A 16,632-nucleotide genomic window follows, 5' to 3' on the forward strand; every position below is an offset into this window, starting at 1 on the left:
ATCAATGCGTCACTCGAGAGAGGCTAGCGATCTGTCGCCGGGTTCGTCCCAGAAGTCTCGGCCTCGGCCCCGGGCAGCGTGCACACACCATCGATACACACCCCGGCGTCGACGTCGCCGACCATCTCGAACGGCGTGATCGGCTCAGACATCACTGGTCTCCTCGGCGCGGACCTTCTCGAGAACGCCGGTGAACGCCTCAGGCGCTTGCGCGCCGGATACCCCGTACTTTCCGTTGACCACGAAAAAAGGCACACCGGAGATGCCGTAGGCACGGGCTTGATCGATGTCGGCTGCGACGGCGTCGGCGAACTGACCCGAGTCAAGGGCAGCGAGAACCGCATCGCGGTCCAGACCGACGTCGGCAGCGAGGTCGGCGAGTTCTTCGGCGCGACCGACGTGCCTACCCTGCTCGAAGTAGGCCTTGAACAGTCGCTCGACATACTCGAGCTGCTTGCCCTGCTGTTTCGCGTAGTGCAGGACCTGATGGGCTTTGAGCGTCTTGGTGTGCTGCAGCTTGTCGAAGTCGTAGTCGAGACCCACCTCCGCCGCGACCCCGCCGACCTGGCCGAGCATCTTTCCCACCTGGTCAGCCGGCAGGCCCTTGTACTGGGCCAGGAAGTCGATCTCCGAGCCCTCGAAATCCACCGGAGTATCAGGCGCGAGCTCGTAGCTGTGGTAGGTCACCTCGACGTCGTCGCGACCCTCGAACTCAGCCAGTCCCGCCTCGAACTTCCGTTTACCGATGTAGCACCACGGGCAGGCGATGTCGGACCAGATGTCGACGGTGATGGGAGCACTCATGTTTGACTCAACCGACGTATCGCCTCGGACATTCCGATGATGGGTTGTTCTGGCGGAGTCCACCTGGGTGTTTGTTCGCCATAAGGGCACATCATCGGTCTGCTCACATGATGCTGCTCGCGAGGTGGGCGCCGGCGATAACCAGCGCAATCTGGATCGCGATCCCGACCAGCGGTACCCAGAAGGCAAGGCGTCGGCGCACCAGCAGGACGATCGAGACGATGATCGCCAGGGCCAGGGTCAGCAGACCACCGCCGTCGGTGACCACAAACGCGGCGGTCAGCGGTGCGGTATCGCACTCGCCGTAGCAGGAGTCGGTGGCCATCGCGAAGAACAGACTGATGTAGACGCTGACGATGAACACGAGCCCGTGGACCGCTAGCAGCACCACAGTCATGACGACGTCGACTACCTGATTGGTGGTGCGGGGCGGCCTCACAGGCTGCTGGGTGAAGGTCATGCCTAGGACACTATGGCCGCACCACTGCCTCGCGGGAGCGGGAAACTACTCAGATCGCACGGGCGAAACCCCCTCCCCGCCAAACCCAGTCGTTGCAGGCAAACCCAGGTGCCGCAGCACCTGGGTTTGCCTGAAGAGACTGGGTTTGCGGGCGGGCCGCGGACAGCACTGAGCCCGGCCACCGAAAGGTGACCGGGCTCAGTTGAGAAACTACAAGCTGAGAAGCGTGGACTAGAAGCCCATGCCGCCCATCTCGTCGCCACCCGGCATGGCCGGTGCAGCGTTCTTCTCGGGCTTGTCGGCGACGACGGCCTCGGTGGTGAGGAACAGAGCCGCGATCGAGGCTGCGTTCTGCAGCGCCGAGCGGGTGACCTTCACCGGGTCGTTGATGCCACGGGCCAGCAGGTCCTCGTACACGCCGGTTGCGGCGTTGAGGCCGGTTCCGAGCGGGCTGTTGCGGACCTTGTCGGCAACAACACCGGGCTCGAGGCCCGCGTTGATGGCGATCTGCTTGGCCGGAGCCTCCAGGGCGACGCGGACGATGTTGGCGCCAGTGGCCTCATCGCCTTCCAGGGTCAGCGCATCGATGGCCGACTCGGACTGCAGCAGAGCCACGCCGCCACCGGCGACGATGCCTTCTTCGACAGCAGCCTTGGCGTTGCGCACGGCATCTTCGATGCGGTGCTTGCGCTCCTTGAGCTCGACCTCGGTGGCAGCACCGGCCTTGATGACAGCAACGCCACCGGCCAGCTTGGCCAGACGCTCCTGCAGCTTCTCACGGTCGTAATCGGAGTCGCTGTTCTCGATCTCGGCGCGGATCTGAGCAACACGACCGGCGATGGCGTCGGAATCTCCCGCGCCCTCGACGATGGTGGTCTCGTCCTTGGTGACAACGACCTTGCGGGCGGTGCCGAGCAGCTCGATGCCGGCGCCCTCGAGGGACAGTCCGACCTCTTCGCTGATGACCTCGCCACCGGAAAGGATGGCGATGTCGGCCAGCATGGCCTTGCGACGGTCACCGAAGCCCGGAGCCTTGACGGCGACGGACTTGAAGGTGCCACGGATCTTGTTGACGACCAGGGTCGAGAGGGCTTCGCCTTCGACGTCCTCGGCGATGATCAGCAGCGGCTTGCCGGCCTGGATGACCTTCTCCAGCAGCGGCAGCAGGTCCTTGACGGTCGACACCTTGCCGGAGACCAGCAGGATGTACGGGTCTTCGAGGACAGCTTCCTGGCGGTCTGCGTCGGTGACGAAGTAGCCGGAGATGTAGCCCTTGTCGAAACGCATGCCCTCGGTGAGCTCGAGGCTCAGGCCGAAAGTCTGTGCCTCTTCGACGGTGATGACGCCTTCTTTGCCGACCTTGTCCATGGCCTCGGCGATGAGCTCACCGATGGCGGGGTCGCCCGCGGAGATACCAGCGGTAGCAGCGATCTGCTCCTTGGTGTCGATCTCCTTGGCGGACTTCAGCAGCGACTCGGTGACAGCCTCGACGGCCTTCTCGATGCCGCGCTTGAGGCCGAGTGGGTTGGCGCCGGCTGCGACGTTGCGCAGGCCTTCGCGAACCAGGGCCTGAGCGAGAACGGTGGCGGTGGTGGTGCCGTCGCCCGCGACGTCGTCGGTCTTCTTGGCGACCTCTTTGACCAGCTCAGCGCCGATCTTCTCGTAGGGATCCTCGAGCTCGATCTCCTTGGCGATGGAAACGCCGTCGTTCGTGATGGTGGGGGCGCCCCACTTCTTTTCGAGCACGACGTTGCGACCCTTGGGTCCCAACGTCACCTTTACGGTGTCAGCGAGGGCATTGAGGCCCCGCTCGAGGCCGCGACGGGCCTCTTCGTCAAACGCGATGATCTTGGCCATTACGAAGTGATCCTCCGATAGGGGGTGACACTGAAGTTCGGTGGTCGGTTCCGGTGCCCGCGACGGACGATCGGTCGTGTCATTAGGACCGATCTCACCGTTCCAACCTGGCACTCACGGTTGTCGAGTGCCAGCCACCGTTTTAGCACTCTCAGGGGTCGAGTGCAAGGCGGAGACGAAGCCGGAGGCGGAGCTCGACCATGAAACGAGGCGAAGCCGGAGGTGCGCTTGGGTGACCGCGAAAAGGCTGTCAGGAATAGATGCAACGGTCTGTGTAGTTGGCTAACGAAATGGCAGTAAGGCAGATCGGGCACCCCTCGGCATTCATCGTCATCGCGGCCACGACCATCGCGATGATGTTCGGCGCTGCGGCGCCGTCCCCGCTCTACCCCGTATATCAGGAGCTGTGGGGCTTTTCGTCGTTCACCCTCACCGTGATCTTCGCCGTCTACGTGCTCGCGCTGCTGGCCGGACTCCTCACAGTCGGCTCGCTCTCCGATCATGTCGGCAGACGGCCTGTTCTGTTGGGTGGGCTCGCGGTGTTGACGGCGTCCATGGCGATGTTCGCGTTCGCTGACGGCGTCCCGATGTTGATAGCCGCGCGAGTGCTGCAAGGCCTCGCCGCCGGCGCGATCACCGGGACACTGAGCGCCGCTCTCGTCGATCTGCAACCCTCGCCGCGTGCCGGGTCGATCGCGAGCTCCGCGTCGCCCCCGGCAGGCTTGGCACTGGGCGCGGTCGGCGCCGGAATCCTGGTCCAATACGCACCGATGCCGCGCGAGTTGGTGTTCCTCGTCCTCATAGCCGCATTCATCGTCGCCATTGTTCTCATCTTCTTCATCCCGGAGACCTCGCCCCGCACCGGCTTCACCTCACGCGCGCACCTGTGGAAGGTGGTCCGGCCGAACGCCGGCCTGCCGCCTGCGGTACGCGGGGTGTTCCTCGCGTCGGTCCCTGCAATGTTCGCGACCTGGTCACTTGGCGGTCTCTACCTGTCGCTCGGCTCGTCGATCACGGCGCGGATACTCGGTATCGAGAACCACATGGGGGCCGGGCTGATCATCGGCTCGTTCTTCGGTTCGGGTGCCATCGGATCGATGGCGGCGTCCGGCTGGAGTGCCCATCGCAAACTGGCCATCGGTTTGAGCACGCTGGGGTCCGGACTGGTCCTGAGCCTGGTCGGCACGATTTCCGCGAACATACCCACCTACGTCGTCGGCTCGATGGTCGCCGGGTTCGGGTTCGGCGCGACGTTCGTCGGGGTGGTGGCCACGCTGATCGCTGTCACCGCGCCTGCGTCGCGGGGTCAGGTGTTCTCCACGTTGTTCATCGTCAGCTACACCGGATTCAGCGTCCCGGCCGTCGTTGCCGGGTTCGCGGTGATCCACGTCGGCCTTCGTCCCACCGCCATCGGGTACAGCGCGTTCGTGCTGGCCCTCGTGATCGTCGCCGCGATCGTCGCATTGTGGCGGGCCCGCACCGATCGTGGGGCGGCACCAGGCGCCGCGGCAGACGGAACCGATCTGGTCACGGCGGCGGCTGACACAGCGGGCACCAGTAGATGACGCGATCCATGTCGGTGGCGTTGCCGAAGTCCGCCTTCTTGATGGTGGTCCCGCAACGCCGACACGGACGCGCTGCTCGCCCGTAAACCCAGGTTCGCTCACCGGGCCGATCGACGTTGGTGACCCGCATCGATCGGGTGCGGTTGTACTCGAGAACCTGTTTGGCCAGCGCCACCCACTCGCTCAGATCACCTGCGTCGGCCACCGGCACTGCTGGATGGGTCCGGCGCAGAAAGCACATCTCGACGCGGAAGACGTTGCCGATACCCGCGAGATTGCGTTGGTCGAGCAGCGCGAGCCCGATGGGACGGGCAGGGTCTGAGCCGAGATTGGCAATGGCGGTGTCGGCATCCCAGTCGGGTCCGAGCAGGTCGGGTCCGAGGTGCCCGACCGCCTTGTCCTCCTCGGACCGGCGCAAGATCTCCAGTTTGCCGAGCTCGAAACCCACTGCTTGGACCGTCGAGGTCTCCAGGATGATGCGCGCCTTGAAACCGGGCTTGCGCCATTTCTCACCCTTTTTGTAGATGTCCCAGCGGCCTTCCATCTTCAGATGCGAGTGCACGGACACATCGCCGACGCGGATCAGCAGGTGTTTGCCACGCGCAGTGACTTCGTCGACCTGCTCGCCACTGAGGTCGACCGTCGCGTACCGGGGAACCCGAACGTCACACCGGGTCAGCGCCTTTCCGGCGAGGGCGCGATGGAGCCTGGCAGCGGCCTGGAAAACAGTGTCACCTTCAGGCATGACGTCTTCGGTGCTCCTCGCGGCTGGTGTTCGGTGATCGCTGCCGAAAGTACGCCTCGATCGTGTCGGCTGCGGCGCAGATGTGGCGCCGCAACACCGCCACGGCCTCGTCGACCTCGCCGGCCACTGCATGGTCCAGGATCTGCCGATGCTCGTCCTGCGCCAACTGATCGGTACCCAATTCTGCGAGATGGAACCGCAGGTACCGCTCTTCGTCGTCGAGTTCCGACGCGATCAACTTGAGCAACTTGGCGTTCGGATGCCGCCGGTACAGCGCGAGGTGGAACTCGGAGTTGAGCCGGCCCACGTCGGCCAGAGGTGGCGCATCGTCCATCGCGGCGAGAGCGTCGCGCGCATGATCTAGATCGCCTGAGTCCAGAAGCGGTATCGAGCCACCGAGTGCCTCCGGTTCCAGCATGGCCCTGATCCGGTAGGTGTTGACGACATCGGCGGCATCGACCGAGATCACCACGGCACCCTTGTGCGGCACATTGTCGACCAGTCCCCGCGCGGCGAGCGCGAGAAGGGCCTCGCGGACCGGCATCCGGCTCACTCCGAACACCTCCGCCAGTTCGGCCTGACGCAGCGGGGTGCCGCTGGTCAGCTCTCCGCTCAGGATCGCCTCGGCCAGAGTGTCCTCGATGACGGTGCGGGCATGCTGGACCGCGGTGGGCCGACGGCCCAGGGTGTCGAGAACAAACGTCGAGCGCGTCGGTGGCATACCAATCCCTTTATTGGATCCAAGATCCTATTTACCTTACGATAGCCCGGTGACATCCGAGACAACGACCGTCCGCGCACCCCTGTCGCAGCCGATCACCGCAGGCGTCGTGGCCGCCCTCGTCGGATTCACGAGCTCATTCGCGGTGGTGCTGACGGGCTTGCGAGCCGTCGGCGCGTCGGCCGAAGAGGCAGCCTCGGGGCTCTTTGCTCTCTGTCTCGCGATGGCGATCGGCATCGCCCTTCTCGCCGTCCGGTACCGAATGCCGATCACCCTGGCCTGGTCCACCCCCGGGGCGGCCCTACTGGCAGGAACAGCCACTCCCGACGGAGGCTTTCCCGCCGCGGTCGGAGCATTCGTTCTCGTCGGTGTGATGGTCGTGGCCACCGGACTGTGGCCCCGCCTCGGCGCGCTGGTCCAGGCGATTCCGACACCCATTGCGCAGGCCATGCTGGCAGGCATCGTCCTGCCTCTGTGCCTTGAGCCCGTGCACGCGTTCGCGGACGAACCGCTGGCCATCGCGCCAGTCGTACTGGTCTGGCTGATTCTGAGCCGTTACGCCAAGCGCTGGGCGGTTCCTGCGGCATTCGCAACGGCTGCAGTCGTGATCGCCGTGGTCATGATGACCTCGGACAAGTCCATCTCCGGCGACTCTCTGATACCCCGATTGGATCTTGTTGCGCCACAATGGTCGTGGCAGGCCTGCATCGGTATCGCGTTGCCGCTGTATATCGTCACGATGGCGTCGCAGAACCTCCCTGGTACGGCGGTGATGTCGAGTTTTGGGTACCGGATCCCCTGGCAGCCATCGATGCTGGTCACCGGCGCACTGACCTCAATGGTCGCCCCGGCAGGAGGACATGCGGTCAATCTCAGCGCTATCAGTGCAGCCCTGGCCGCCGCGCCCGCCGCAGAGCCGAACCCCCGTCGCCGATGGATTGCTGCGGCCACGGTGAGTCCCGCCTACCTGATACTCGCTTTCAGTTCCGCCGCGGTGGTCGCACTGATCACCGTCGCCCCCGCCGGCCTGGTGGAAACTGTCGCAGGGCTCGCGCTGCTCGATACACTCGCCGGGTCACTGGCGGCGAGTCTGCGGGACGAGAACTCCCGTACGGCTGCCGTTCTCACGTTTGTCGTGGCGGCTGCCGGAGTGACCGTGGCCGGCATCGGGTCAGCATTCTGGGCGCTGATCGCCGGGTTGGTCGTCTACGTCGCGCTCCGAAAACCACCGGAAAAGACGTCACCTCAAGGAGAGCCGCAAACGCGGGCTCCCGGGGTCGCCGAGTAGTCCCTACGTGTCGGATACGGTCAGTCTCCCGTCGGCGAGGTATAGCTTCCTGGACACGTCGAGTCTGCGCACGAACTCATCGTCGTGGCTCACCACCAGCAGACCGCCTCGATAGCCGGACAACGCCTCGACCAGCTGATCGACGCTCGTCATGTCGAGATTGTTCGTCGGTTCATCGAGAACGAGCAATTGCGCAGGTGGGTCGGCGAGCAGCAGCTTGGCCAGTGCCACCCGGAAGCGCTCGCCGCCGGACAAGATGCCGACAGGTCTGTCCACGGCGGCGCCGCGCAGCAGGAATTGCGCCAATTTTGCGCGTATCTCGTGCGGTTCGGCCGAAGGAAGAGCTGTCCGGATGTTCTCGAAGGCACTCGCATCGTCGTCGAGTCCATCCAATCGCTGTGCCAGATAGCCGATTCGGTCTGTCTGTGCAATCGCGTACAGGCCGTCCACCGGCGGCTTCGACAGCCACAGCGTCTGCAACAGTGTCGTCTTGCCACTGCCGTTGGGGCCGGCGAGAACGACCCGTTCAGGTCCCTGGATCACCACTGTGGCGTCGCCACAATGTATCTCGGCCAGGCGCCTGCCACTCGGAACGTCGGGGTCGGGGAGGTTGATGCGGATCTTTTTGTCCTCACGGATCAGTTCGGCGGCATCGCCGACGGCCCTGCGCGCGTCGCGGATCTTCGCGTCGGCCTCGGTTCGCATGCGACCGGCGGATGCTTCCGCGTTGTTCTTCCGCTTCCCCACCAGGATCTTCGGTAGATTTTCGGCTTTGGCCTTGCCTGACTTCGCGCTTCGCGCGATCTTTGTCTCGGCTTCGATACGCTGTCGCCGTTCGGCTTTCAGAACCTGCTCGGCAGCCCGCAGATCTCGGTGAGCCGCCCGTTGCATGAGTTCCACGTGCTCGCGGTAGGCGCTCAGCGGACCGCCGAACACCACGAGCTCGCCCTCGCGTAGCTCGGCGGTGGTGTCCATGAGTTCGAGCAACTCGGCGTCGTGGGACACGACCACGAGGGTGCCGGGCCAATCGGCGAGCATGCCGTAGAGCCGCTCCCGAGCGTCGCGATCGAGATTGTTGGTCGGCTCGTCGAGCAAACTGATCGCAGCGCCCGCCAGCCGGAGACCGGTGATCGCCACGAGCATGGCCTCACCACCGGAGAGTGTCCCGACGTTGCGGTCGAGCCCGATGTCCGACAGTCCCACGTCGGCCAGCAACTGAACCGCCCGGGCGTTGACGTCCCAGTCGTCCCCGACAACGTCGAAGTGCACGGCGTCGGTCGAGCCCGATTCGATGGCTGCCAAAGCCTCGACCTGCGCTCTGACACCGAGCAGATCGGCGACGGTCGAATCGACACGCAGCGGCAGGGTTTGGGGCAGGTAGGCGGTGTCGCCAATCGCCACGACTGAACCCGCGGTGGGCTCGAGCTCACCCGCCAGCAACCGTAGGAGGGTCGATTTTCCCGTGCCGTTGGCGCCGATCAGCCCGGTGCGACCGGTTCCCACGGAGGCCGTGATGTCGTGCAACGCGGTGGTTCCGTCAGGCCAATCGAAGCCGACATCGCGTAGCAGTATCGATGATTCAGAAGTCGGGCGCATGAGTCTCCCCAGAATGCAGTGATGGGACGCGCCCACAACTCATCCCGCGGGGTGCGCGGTGGTGTCAGGCGCGTCAGGACGCGAAGACGCCGGAGGAGTTCACGTGAAGCCTCACTGCAGGGGACAGAACACGATCGATTGTGCACCCTCCCCGACGCCGGGGCAAATGCTTTCTTTCGGCACACTGGACCGATGGTGAGTATCCGATCTGCACACGCCGACGACGCCCTCGCCGTGTCGTCACTGATCAACGAAGCGTTCAGCCCATACATCGACCGGATCGGCACCGAGCCGGATCCGATGAGGACCGACTACCCCACGCTCATCGGCACCGGCGCGGTATGGGTCGCCGAGGACGACGATCAGTTGGTCGGCACCGTCGTATTGACCCCCGAGGCGGACCACCTCCTGCTCGACAATCTCGCGGTGCCGGCCGTCGCTCGGGGTCTGGGAATCGGAGTGCTCCTGCTCGACTTCGCCGCCGAGCACGCCCGCGCGCTGGGACTGCCCGAATTGCGGCTCTACACCAACGCGGCGATGACCGAAAACCTGAACTTCTACCCCCGACGCGGATTCGTCGAAACGCACCGGTCGACCGTCGACGGCTTCGACCGGGTGTTCTTTTCCAAACAGCTGTGAGTCTTGCCGCGCAGGTTACGATGGCGACCAGATGTGAACCACCGGAGGTGACCGGATGTACCTACAGGATTTCACGGCCGGCGGCGCCCTCACCCAAGAAACCGCCGAGCAGATCTCATGGAAGACAGCCGAATACAACACCAAGATCGTCCTGGTCGTCGATCACCGTCGGCTGTACGCGCACCTGTTGTCGCTGTGCTGGGACGAGCTGGACATTCGGACGGGGACCCAGATGTCCATCGCTGTCGGCGACAGAGAAGGTGGCGATGACGAGGAAGATCGTCGCGCACTGATCGACATGGTCGATTACATCCGGGAGAGGACCGCTACAACACCGACGAGGGCCCGGCGCCGGCGCCGGTTCTCTTTTCACTGATCGAGTCCTGACCCCGGTCAGCCACCGACCTCTCGGTAGAAGTTCAGATGCGCTCTCGCCGCTGCTTCCCAGGTCAGGCTGCCGGCAAGTTGTCGGCCGAGTGCCGACCGCGTCGGATCCGCAGTCGTCGCGGCGGTCAGTTCAGCGGCGAGATCTTCCGGGGTCTCGGCGTAGCGAACGGCGTCCCCGAACACCTCACGCAACACCGGCAGATCGCGAGCGACGACGGCGACGCCCGCAGCCAGAGCTTCCATGGCAGCCAGGCCGAAGCCCTCTTTCGTCGACGGGAAGGCGAACACCGCAGCCTGCGCCACCAGGGAAGGAAGCTGCGTGTCGTCCACCTGGCCGAGCACGATCGGATCGATCCCCAGTTCCACCGCGCGCCGATCGAAATCGGCCCGGTAGCCGCGATAGTCGAAGAGGGTTTCACCGCCGGCAAAAACCAGGGCGAGTTCAGGATCGGATCGGCGCATCAGCGCGTAGGCCTCGAGTAGGTCGAGGCTGCCCTTGCGCGGCTCGATCCCGCCGACGGCGAGCACGTATCTGCCGAGCCTGTGTTCCCAGTAGCTGCGTGCAGCAACAGCATCCGGCATCTCGGTTGCTGCCGCGGCGAATCTGTCCGCCTGAACCCCGTTGGGTATGACGGTGGGATCGACTCCCCACCCGGCGCGAACCTCGTCCGCCACGGCCGCCGACACGCAGATCCGGGCGTAGGGCAGGGTGATCGCCTTCTCGTGACAGGACGCGAGAATCGGGGTCGTGAACTGATCGAGATGATGAATGGTGCGGATGCAACGCCCGACGGCGTTGGCGCTGATGCAGTCCTGAGCGTGCACGATATCTGCTGCGCTGCGGTCGAATTCGTTGCCCAGCACCTCGATGGACCGGACGATCCGGTCGCTGACCGTGTCACCGTCGCGGTCGTCGAAGCGCGCGAGCCGCACCGTGACGGCCGGGTCGACGTCCCGGAAAAAGCCGGGATCTCCACCGCGCGCGAGCGACCACACCGTCACGTCGGCGCCCAGCCGGGCCATCGCCTCTGCGAGGTTGAGCGTGTGCACCACCCCACCGCGCGGCTTGGTCGAGTAGGTCAGCAACGACACCCTCATGGCTGCCGCCAATACGTGTCGACCCGGCGCTCCTCGAGGTGATGCAGGACCCTGCGGGCACGATCGATCTCTGCGTCGATATCGATGTCGCACACAGCCATACCGCCTTTTGCCCAGGTCTTGGCGAGCACCTCACCGCCGGGCCCGACCACCTTGGCCTGACCGAGAAACCGCAGTTTGTCCATGACCCCCGTCTGGTTCGACGACACCAGGACCACTTGGTTCTCGGCGGCCCGGGCAGCGTCGTAGAGGTCGAACAATCGCGACTGCCGATCGTTGGGCAATCGCGACGCACGGTCTGTGACGCTGGCGGGCCACGCAGACAGCGCGGCGATGATCCGTGCTCCGTCGAGCGCCAGCGTGCGCGCAGATTCCGGAAATGTCTTGTCGTAGTCGATCAACATGCCCATTCGGCCGACCGGCGTGTCGAACGCCGAGAAGGCGCTTCCCGCGGCGTACGCGAGTGACTCCCCCGCCGGCTGATGAACCTTGCGGTGAGTACCGAGAACACCGTCCCCGGACAAGCAGACAGCTGTGTTGTAACGCTCTCCCGCAGCTGCCTCGGTGTAGCCGACGCAGACCGTCATCGGCCCGGCCGCCGCGATGATCTGCGCCAGCTCTGGTCCGTCGGTCTCGACCGCAGGTGGCAAGTGCTCGATATCGGGCGCACGCAGGTCACCGATGTACCCTCCGAGGGAGGCATCGGGCAGCACCAGCAGATCGACGCCGTCGCGTGACGCAGACTCGATGATGCCGACTATCTTGTTCACCGCGCGTTCGACATCCCTGCCGAAGTGGGCTGCCAAGGCGGCAACTCGTATGGGTGCCATAAGTGATCAGACTAGTGCCGCGGCCGACGCTTCACCGGCCCCGCGCGATCTCGGTATCCGACGGTGCGATCAACTCCGCACCGGTCATGGCCAGCACTTGCACCATGCCCTCGGGGCTGCGTCGGGCCTTCTCCTCGACCTCCGCGAGTTGAGCCGCCGCCGACGTACACGCGAAACCGAACTTCTCGCGAACCCGCTCGCTCGCGATCGACAGAGCCGTGCCGGTCCGGGCGACGAACTCTGCCACCGGGTACTGCGCGCCCACCTCGAGATGGTCATGCATGACCAGGGACGGCGAATAACATTCCTGCCGAGCGCCATCAGGCCACTGCACGGTGAAGGTCATTTCAGGCATAGGTGAGCTCCTCGAAGGTGTTCGGCGCGGTGACACTGCCGTATGCCGATGGACGTCGATCGCGAAGGTGGTACATGCCGCTGCCCCGCGCGCTGCCGACCAGTTCTGCGACGTCGATGGTCGCGGTCGCCAGTCCGGCGTCGATTCCGGTGTCTGCCAGGATCTCTCCACCCGGGCCCACGATCTTGGCGCTGCAGACGAAGCGTAGGGATCCGAACGTGCCGGCCTGATTGGACGACACCCAGATCAGCTGGTTCTCCAGCGCACGCGCACGATCGTAGATGTCGAATCGCTGCTTCCAGCGATCGTCCTCCATGTTGGGGGTGGTGTTCGTGCGCGACGTGGGCCACGCCGAGATCGAGGCAATGATCTCCGCTCCACCCACCGCCAGTTCCCGCGCCGCCTCCGGAAATGCCTTGTCATAGCAGATCTGCATACCCATACGGCCGACCGGAGTGTCGAACGTCGAGTATTCCGAACCTGCTGCATAGCAGAGATTTTCACCGAGCGGCTGATGCACCTTGCGATACGAACCGAGGATGCCGTCGCCGGTCAGGGTGACCGCCGCGTTGTATCGGGTCTCGCCGTCGGCCTCGCAGAACCCGAGGGTGACGGTCATGTCTCCCGCCATCTCGATGACCCTGGCCAGTTCTGGACCGTCGAGTTCGAGTGCCGGTGGGAGATCTTCCAGTCGACGTCTGCGTGCTTCTACACTCTCGTCACCGCCACCCAGGGACGGCAGGTATACGCCGAGACACGCCTCCGGTAGGACCAGCAGGTTGCTGCCTTTGTCCGCGGCATCAGAGATGAGCGCGCCGATCGTGCGGTAACCCTGTTCCATGTCGCGACCGAACTCCGCCGCCGCGACCGAGATCGTCGTGGTCATGCTGTCCCCAATCCTGTGACGGTGGCGCGCACCGCCTGTGTGATCTGACCGTCGGGCCAGCGCAGGCCTACGCCGGGGGTGTCGGTGAGCCGGCCGCACACGGCGCTGCGTGCCGGTCCGGCATCCGGCACCGTATGGCCTGGACTATCCGTGGTGATCATCGCGAATCCAGGGAAAGCAGTGATCCACTGCCCCAAAGGCACTCCGTCAGGACGCGGGATGTCGCCGACATCGAGCACGGCCCCTGTTCCACTGGCCTCGGCGAGCATCCCGGTGGTACCCACGAGACCTGCCATGCTCACATCTTTAGCGGCAGCCGGTGCCGCACGTTGCACAAAACTCGACATCGCAGTCAACTGGTCAGCAGACCTGTGTGACGTCGAATCCCACTGGTGGCCCGCGTATCCTTGCCGCCAACCACCACCGAGATCGGCAGTCAGTCGTACCTCATGTCCAACTTTCCCGCCGCCGGCAGGAATCGGCGTCGACGTGCGCCCGAGAGCTGTCACCGATAGCGACGACGGGACACCGGCCTGCGTGTGCCCGCCCAGGACAGGGACATTCCAGGCTGCAGCGGCCTTGGCCATACCGCGGATGATGCGGGTGAGTTGGGAACGGGTTGGTGCCCCGACAGCATCGAGCAGGCCAACCGGGGTGGCACCCATCGCCGAGAGGTCGTTGAGGTTGACCAGCACCGCACACCAGCCGGCCCATTCGGGGTCGCGTTCGACCATCGAGGGGATGATGGCGTCGCAGGCTGCGATCATGTCGGTACCGGGCACGGGGGTGCCATCGTCACCGCGGAATCCGCTGGGGCCCAATCCCATGGGCATGGCTCCGAGCGGCGCCAGGACATCGGCGAGCATTGCTTTGGTGCCGGCGACCAGTCGCTCGATCTTGTTGATCGGCCAGCGCATCGCGGCGTGCGAGACGCCGGCGACGTCCACATCTGCGACGCGGTCCCACCCGAGTCGCGAGAACATGGGCGCGTACCGCTGCTGGACTGCGGCGTCGAAACGCAACACACCCGCATTCTCGGCATGTGCGCACGCGGCCCGCACCAGAGCCGGCCCGACACCGCGGGCGTGGTCGGTGGGTGCCACCACCAACCGACTTCCGGTCCACCAGCCGATGTCCTCGGGGGTCGCCGGCGCCAAGCGGACCCCGCCTAGGAATGCGCCATCGTCGCCGATGGCGCACAGCACCACGGTCCGTGGGTCATCGTCGATGTCGTCATGATCGGTGCCGGAAAACAGCCCCTGCTCGACGACGAAGGCGCCATGCCTGAGCGCCGCGTAATCCGCGAGATGCGCTGCGTTCTCGGCAGGTTGGATCAGGAACCCGGCGGACGGAGCTCTCGCCGGCCGTGGACCGGTCAGAATCGCGAGGTCGTGCGCGCTCACCTGCATCTTCAGCCTCCTACGTTCTGCAGCACGCTGCAGGCACCGCAGGCCGCGCAGCCCGCCTTCTGATCCGAGCCGACCATGCCGGCCGCGATGAGTTCCTTACCGACCCGGCGCGTGACGTCTTCCACCACGTCGCCGCGAGGAGCGCACGCGTGGTCGACCTCGACCGCGAGCGACCCCGGATGCGGCCGGAAGGGCACCACGAATGGGTACACGCCCATGTCGATGAGTTCGCGCGCTCCTGCGACCAACTCGTCGGGGTCTTCGCCCAGTCCGACGAGCAGATACGTGGAGACTTGGTTACGGCCAAAAACCCGGACCGCCTCGGCCCACGCCGCGCGGTACTCGTCGAGGGTCACGGTGGCCTTGCCCGGCATCCACTTCGCCCGAACCGCGTCGTCGAGCGATTCGACGTGGATGCCGATCGACTCTGCTCCGGCGTCCCTGAGTTCGGTCAAGGTGGCCAGGTCGCCTGGCGGTTCGCATTGCACCTGGATCGGCAACGCAGGGACTGCGGCCTTGACCGCCCGGACACAACGCGCCAGGTGTTTGGCACCACGGTCTTTGGCGGCCGAGGTGCCCGTGGTCATCACCATCTGCTTGATGCCGTCGAGCCGCACAGCCGCCTCGGCGACCTCCGCGAGCTCGGCGGGCTTCTTGACCGCCACCGTCGCTCCCGACCGTAGCGACTCCTCGATGGTGCAGAACCGGCACCGCTGCGACGGGTCGTAGCGGATGCAGGTCTGCATCACCGTGGTGGCCAGGACATCTGCGCCGTGGAGCTTGGCGATCTTCTCGTATTCGATGCCGTCATCGGTACGCAGGTCGTAGAAGGCGGGTCGCTCGATTGCAGAGACCTGCAATCCGGTCGGTGACAATCCCTCGTGGGCGCCGTCGAGAAGCACCTGATCACCATCGAGGACATAGGGACTGAGCGGATTACGTGGGACCGCAGCGCTGAGGCCATCGATGAGCAGGTGGCCGTCGTCGCTGGGACCGGCGCCGGCCGACCGGCGGACGGGCAACGAGCCACGGACGCCGAGCAGCGCGAGATCTATCCGTGCCGACACGGACATCTCTGGTCGAGCTCCGCTCCGCTTCGTCTCCGGCAGATCAGGTCGAGCTCCGCTCCGCTTCGTCTCCGGCATCAGAGTTCCTTCTAGACCATGTAGGTGGAGTTGATGATGGCGCCCTTGCGGGCATAGTGGATCAGCGCGTCCTGCACGTCGAGCGGATGAGCGGGCACAACGCCTTCGATCAGGTCCTCTTCCCGGCCACCGTGCAGAGCCAGCCCGAAGCGGCAGCAGTAGACGGTGCCCCCTTCGGAGATGAACGTCGCCAGCGAATCGTTGATGTTCTGCTCACCCGGGAATCCCGAATCACCCGTCGTCGGGAACCCGCGAGTGGCCAGACAGTTGATGGCGCCCGGACCGTAGAAGTAGATGGCCGACTCGAACCCCTTACGCAACGCACGAGTCGCCTGCAACACCGCCACAAAGCTCACCGACGACTCATGCGCGATCCCGTGCACCAGCGTGAAGTAGGTCTCCCCGTCCTCGGCCTTGTAGTCGGGGAACAGCTTGGTACTGCCATAGATGTTGCTACCCTTCGGCAGCGATGGGTGCGGGATCTCGGCGAGAGACTTCTTGATATTCTCGGCAATGGCTTGGTCGATCTCAGACATCAGGTCTCCTGGTGAGGGCGAGGAATGAACCGCTGCGACGTCATTGCCGCGGGGGCGAGAAGCCGGATCCGGCTGCGTGTTCCAGTACAGATTCCGCGCGTTTCCCAGTGGTTATCCCGGGACCAACTCTGCGATTCGAAAACCTCACGCCGGTAACGCGCCGGTAATTTTTGATCCCTCGCAGATGCACACTCTCGAGTCATTTGCACACGTTGGAGAGGCTGTTGCCGAATCGCGGGCGGTAACGCCCGCGATTCGGCGGGTTTGATGCAAGAATTCTGGTGTGGCCAAGTCGTACATCCATGCTGATC

General features: G+C 65.0%; 18 protein-coding genes. 4 read left to right on the top strand and 14 right to left on the bottom strand.

Annotation, left to right across the window (positions count from 1 at the left end):
• Nucleotides 1–23: 23 nt before the first annotated feature.
• The 4 genes from DFR67_RS31400 to groL all read right to left on the bottom strand — a co-directional run bounded on the left by DFR67_RS31400 (nucleotide 24) and on the right by groL (nucleotide 3,121).
• Nucleotides 24–152, bottom strand: coding sequence for a hypothetical protein (locus DFR67_RS31400; protein ID WP_281268351.1), 129 nt, complete (start codon nucleotides 150–152; stop codon nucleotides 24–26).
• Nucleotides 145–804: a DsbA family oxidoreductase gene (locus DFR67_RS19530; RefSeq protein ID WP_110471151.1), complete on the bottom strand. Its 660-nt coding sequence runs from the start codon at nucleotides 802–804 to the stop codon at nucleotides 145–147. The genes DFR67_RS31400 and DFR67_RS19530 overlap by 8 nt, the downstream gene beginning before the upstream one ends.
• A gap of 103 nt (nucleotides 805–907) precedes the next feature.
• On the bottom strand, nucleotides 908–1,264 hold the full coding sequence (locus DFR67_RS19535) for a DUF6264 family protein (protein ID WP_110471152.1): 357 nt from the start codon (nucleotides 1,262–1,264) through the stop codon (nucleotides 908–910).
• Nucleotides 1,265–1,495: 231 nt separating this feature from the next.
• The gene (groL, locus tag DFR67_RS19540) at nucleotides 1,496–3,121 is read right to left on the bottom strand and encodes a chaperonin GroEL (RefSeq protein WP_110471153.1); all 1,626 of its coding nucleotides are present in this window, start codon (nucleotides 3,119–3,121) and stop codon (nucleotides 1,496–1,498) included.
• 290 nt (nucleotides 3,122–3,411) lie between these two features.
• Between groL and DFR67_RS19545 the strand changes: the two genes are divergently transcribed.
• Nucleotides 3,412–4,686 (top strand): MFS transporter, encoded by a 1,275-nt coding sequence (locus tag DFR67_RS19545; protein ID WP_110471154.1) that lies wholly within the window; start codon nucleotides 3,412–3,414, stop codon nucleotides 4,684–4,686.
• On the opposite strand, the gene DFR67_RS19550 is transcribed toward DFR67_RS19545, so the two are convergent.
• Nucleotides 4,649–5,431: a DNA-formamidopyrimidine glycosylase family protein gene (locus tag DFR67_RS19550; protein WP_110471155.1), complete on the bottom strand. Its 783-nt coding sequence runs from the start codon at nucleotides 5,429–5,431 to the stop codon at nucleotides 4,649–4,651. The two genes, DFR67_RS19545 and DFR67_RS19550, sit on opposite strands and share 38 nt — an antisense overlap.
• Nucleotides 5,424–6,152 carry a GntR family transcriptional regulator gene (locus DFR67_RS19555; RefSeq protein WP_110471198.1) on the bottom strand — a complete coding sequence of 243 codons (729 nt, stop codon included), beginning with the start codon at nucleotides 6,150–6,152 and terminating at the stop codon, nucleotides 5,424–5,426. Before DFR67_RS19555 ends, DFR67_RS19550 begins: the two co-directional genes overlap by 8 nt.
• Nucleotides 6,153–6,201: 49 nt before the next feature.
• On the opposite strand from DFR67_RS19555, the gene DFR67_RS19560 reads away from it, so the two are divergent.
• Nucleotides 6,202–7,440 carry a benzoate/H(+) symporter BenE family transporter gene (locus DFR67_RS19560; RefSeq protein WP_245938047.1) on the top strand — a complete coding sequence of 413 codons (1,239 nt, stop codon included), beginning with the start codon at nucleotides 6,202–6,204 and terminating at the stop codon, nucleotides 7,438–7,440.
• Nucleotides 7,441–7,443: 3 nt separating this feature from the next.
• Here the strand turns inward: DFR67_RS19560 and DFR67_RS19565 are convergent, their stop codons facing one another.
• Nucleotides 7,444–9,036 (bottom strand): ABC-F family ATP-binding cassette domain-containing protein, encoded by a 1,593-nt coding sequence (locus DFR67_RS19565; protein WP_110471156.1) that lies wholly within the window; start codon nucleotides 9,034–9,036, stop codon nucleotides 7,444–7,446.
• 192 nt (nucleotides 9,037–9,228) lie between these two features.
• Here DFR67_RS19565 and DFR67_RS19570 point away from each other — a divergent pair, with 192 nt between their 5' ends.
• Nucleotides 9,229–9,675 carry a GNAT family N-acetyltransferase gene (locus DFR67_RS19570; RefSeq protein ID WP_110471157.1) on the top strand — a complete coding sequence of 149 codons (447 nt, stop codon included), beginning with the start codon at nucleotides 9,229–9,231 and terminating at the stop codon, nucleotides 9,673–9,675.
• 55 nt (nucleotides 9,676–9,730) lie between these two features.
• Nucleotides 9,731–10,051 (top strand): hypothetical protein, encoded by a 321-nt coding sequence (locus DFR67_RS19575; protein WP_110471158.1) that lies wholly within the window; start codon nucleotides 9,731–9,733, stop codon nucleotides 10,049–10,051.
• Between the two features lie 17 nt (nucleotides 10,052–10,068).
• Here DFR67_RS19575 and DFR67_RS19580 read toward each other — a convergent pair whose 3' ends face one another.
• The 7 genes from DFR67_RS19580 to DFR67_RS19610 form a co-directional block, all read right to left on the bottom strand.
• Nucleotides 10,069–11,160, bottom strand: a complete 1,092-nt coding sequence (locus DFR67_RS19580; RefSeq protein WP_110471159.1) for an MSMEG_0565 family glycosyltransferase — start codon at nucleotides 11,158–11,160, stop codon at nucleotides 10,069–10,071.
• Nucleotides 11,157–11,990, bottom strand: coding sequence for a carbon-nitrogen hydrolase family protein (locus DFR67_RS19585; protein ID WP_110471160.1), 834 nt, complete (start codon nucleotides 11,988–11,990; stop codon nucleotides 11,157–11,159). The genes DFR67_RS19580 and DFR67_RS19585 overlap by 4 nt, the downstream gene beginning before the upstream one ends.
• Before the next feature lie 31 nt (nucleotides 11,991–12,021).
• Nucleotides 12,022–12,345 (bottom strand): MSMEG_0570 family nitrogen starvation response protein, encoded by a 324-nt coding sequence (locus DFR67_RS19590; RefSeq protein WP_110471161.1) that lies wholly within the window; start codon nucleotides 12,343–12,345, stop codon nucleotides 12,022–12,024.
• Complete coding sequence (locus tag DFR67_RS19595; RefSeq protein WP_110471162.1) at nucleotides 12,338–13,231, bottom strand: carbon-nitrogen hydrolase family protein; 894 nt, start codon at nucleotides 13,229–13,231, stop codon at nucleotides 12,338–12,340. The genes DFR67_RS19590 and DFR67_RS19595 overlap by 8 nt, the downstream gene beginning before the upstream one ends.
• Complete coding sequence (locus DFR67_RS19600; protein WP_110471163.1) at nucleotides 13,228–14,640, bottom strand: MSMEG_0567/sll0787 family protein; 1,413 nt, start codon at nucleotides 14,638–14,640, stop codon at nucleotides 13,228–13,230. Before DFR67_RS19600 ends, DFR67_RS19595 begins: the two co-directional genes overlap by 4 nt.
• A gap of 2 nt (nucleotides 14,641–14,642) precedes the next feature.
• Nucleotides 14,643–15,713 (bottom strand): MSMEG_0568 family radical SAM protein, encoded by a 1,071-nt coding sequence (locus DFR67_RS19605; RefSeq protein ID WP_110471164.1) that lies wholly within the window; start codon nucleotides 15,711–15,713, stop codon nucleotides 14,643–14,645.
• 83 nt (nucleotides 15,714–15,796) lie between these two features.
• Nucleotides 15,797–16,321: an MSMEG_0572/Sll0783 family nitrogen starvation response protein gene (locus DFR67_RS19610; protein WP_110471165.1), complete on the bottom strand. Its 525-nt coding sequence runs from the start codon at nucleotides 16,319–16,321 to the stop codon at nucleotides 15,797–15,799.
• Nucleotides 16,322–16,632 lie beyond the last annotated feature (311 nt).

Origin of the sequence: Williamsia limnetica, from assembly GCF_003217475.1 — a bacterium.
Taxonomy (GTDB): Bacteria; Actinomycetota; Actinomycetes; order Mycobacteriales; family Mycobacteriaceae; genus Williamsia; species Williamsia limnetica.

Excerpts from the sequence above, each read along its gene's own strand:
- DFR67_RS31400 (WP_281268351.1), bottom strand. The coding sequence starts at position 152 with ATGTCTGAGCCGATCACGCCGTTCGAGATGGTCGGCGACGTCGACGCC.
- DFR67_RS19530 (WP_110471151.1), bottom strand. The coding sequence starts at position 804 with ATGAGTGCTCCCATCACCGTCGACATCTGGTCCGACATCGCCTGCCCG.
- DFR67_RS19535 (WP_110471152.1), bottom strand. The coding sequence starts at position 1,264 with ATGACCTTCACCCAGCAGCCTGTGAGGCCGCCCCGCACCACCAATCAG.
- groL (WP_110471153.1), bottom strand. The coding sequence starts at position 3,121 with ATGGCCAAGATCATCGCGTTTGACGAAGAGGCCCGTCGCGGCCTCGAG.
- DFR67_RS19545 (WP_110471154.1), top strand. The coding sequence starts at position 3,412 with ATGGCAGTAAGGCAGATCGGGCACCCCTCGGCATTCATCGTCATCGCG.
- DFR67_RS19550 (WP_110471155.1), bottom strand. The coding sequence starts at position 5,431 with ATGCCTGAAGGTGACACTGTTTTCCAGGCCGCTGCCAGGCTCCATCGC.
- DFR67_RS19555 (WP_110471198.1), bottom strand. The coding sequence starts at position 6,152 with ATGCCACCGACGCGCTCGACGTTTGTTCTCGACACCCTGGGCCGTCGG.
- DFR67_RS19565 (WP_110471156.1), bottom strand. The coding sequence starts at position 9,036 with ATGCGCCCGACTTCTGAATCATCGATACTGCTACGCGATGTCGGCTTC.
- DFR67_RS19570 (WP_110471157.1), top strand. The coding sequence starts at position 9,229 with ATGGTGAGTATCCGATCTGCACACGCCGACGACGCCCTCGCCGTGTCG.
- DFR67_RS19575 (WP_110471158.1), top strand. The coding sequence starts at position 9,731 with ATGTACCTACAGGATTTCACGGCCGGCGGCGCCCTCACCCAAGAAACC.
- DFR67_RS19580 (WP_110471159.1), bottom strand. The coding sequence starts at position 11,160 with ATGAGGGTGTCGTTGCTGACCTACTCGACCAAGCCGCGCGGTGGGGTG.
- DFR67_RS19585 (WP_110471160.1), bottom strand. The coding sequence starts at position 11,990 with ATGGCACCCATACGAGTTGCCGCCTTGGCAGCCCACTTCGGCAGGGAT.
- DFR67_RS19590 (WP_110471161.1), bottom strand. The coding sequence starts at position 12,345 with ATGCCTGAAATGACCTTCACCGTGCAGTGGCCTGATGGCGCTCGGCAG.
- DFR67_RS19595 (WP_110471162.1), bottom strand. The coding sequence starts at position 13,231 with ATGACCACGACGATCTCGGTCGCGGCGGCGGAGTTCGGTCGCGACATG.
- DFR67_RS19600 (WP_110471163.1), bottom strand. The coding sequence starts at position 14,640 with ATGCAGGTGAGCGCGCACGACCTCGCGATTCTGACCGGTCCACGGCCG.
- DFR67_RS19605 (WP_110471164.1), bottom strand. The coding sequence starts at position 15,713 with ATGTCCGTGTCGGCACGGATAGATCTCGCGCTGCTCGGCGTCCGTGGC.
- DFR67_RS19610 (WP_110471165.1), bottom strand. The coding sequence starts at position 16,321 with ATGTCTGAGATCGACCAAGCCATTGCCGAGAATATCAAGAAGTCTCTC.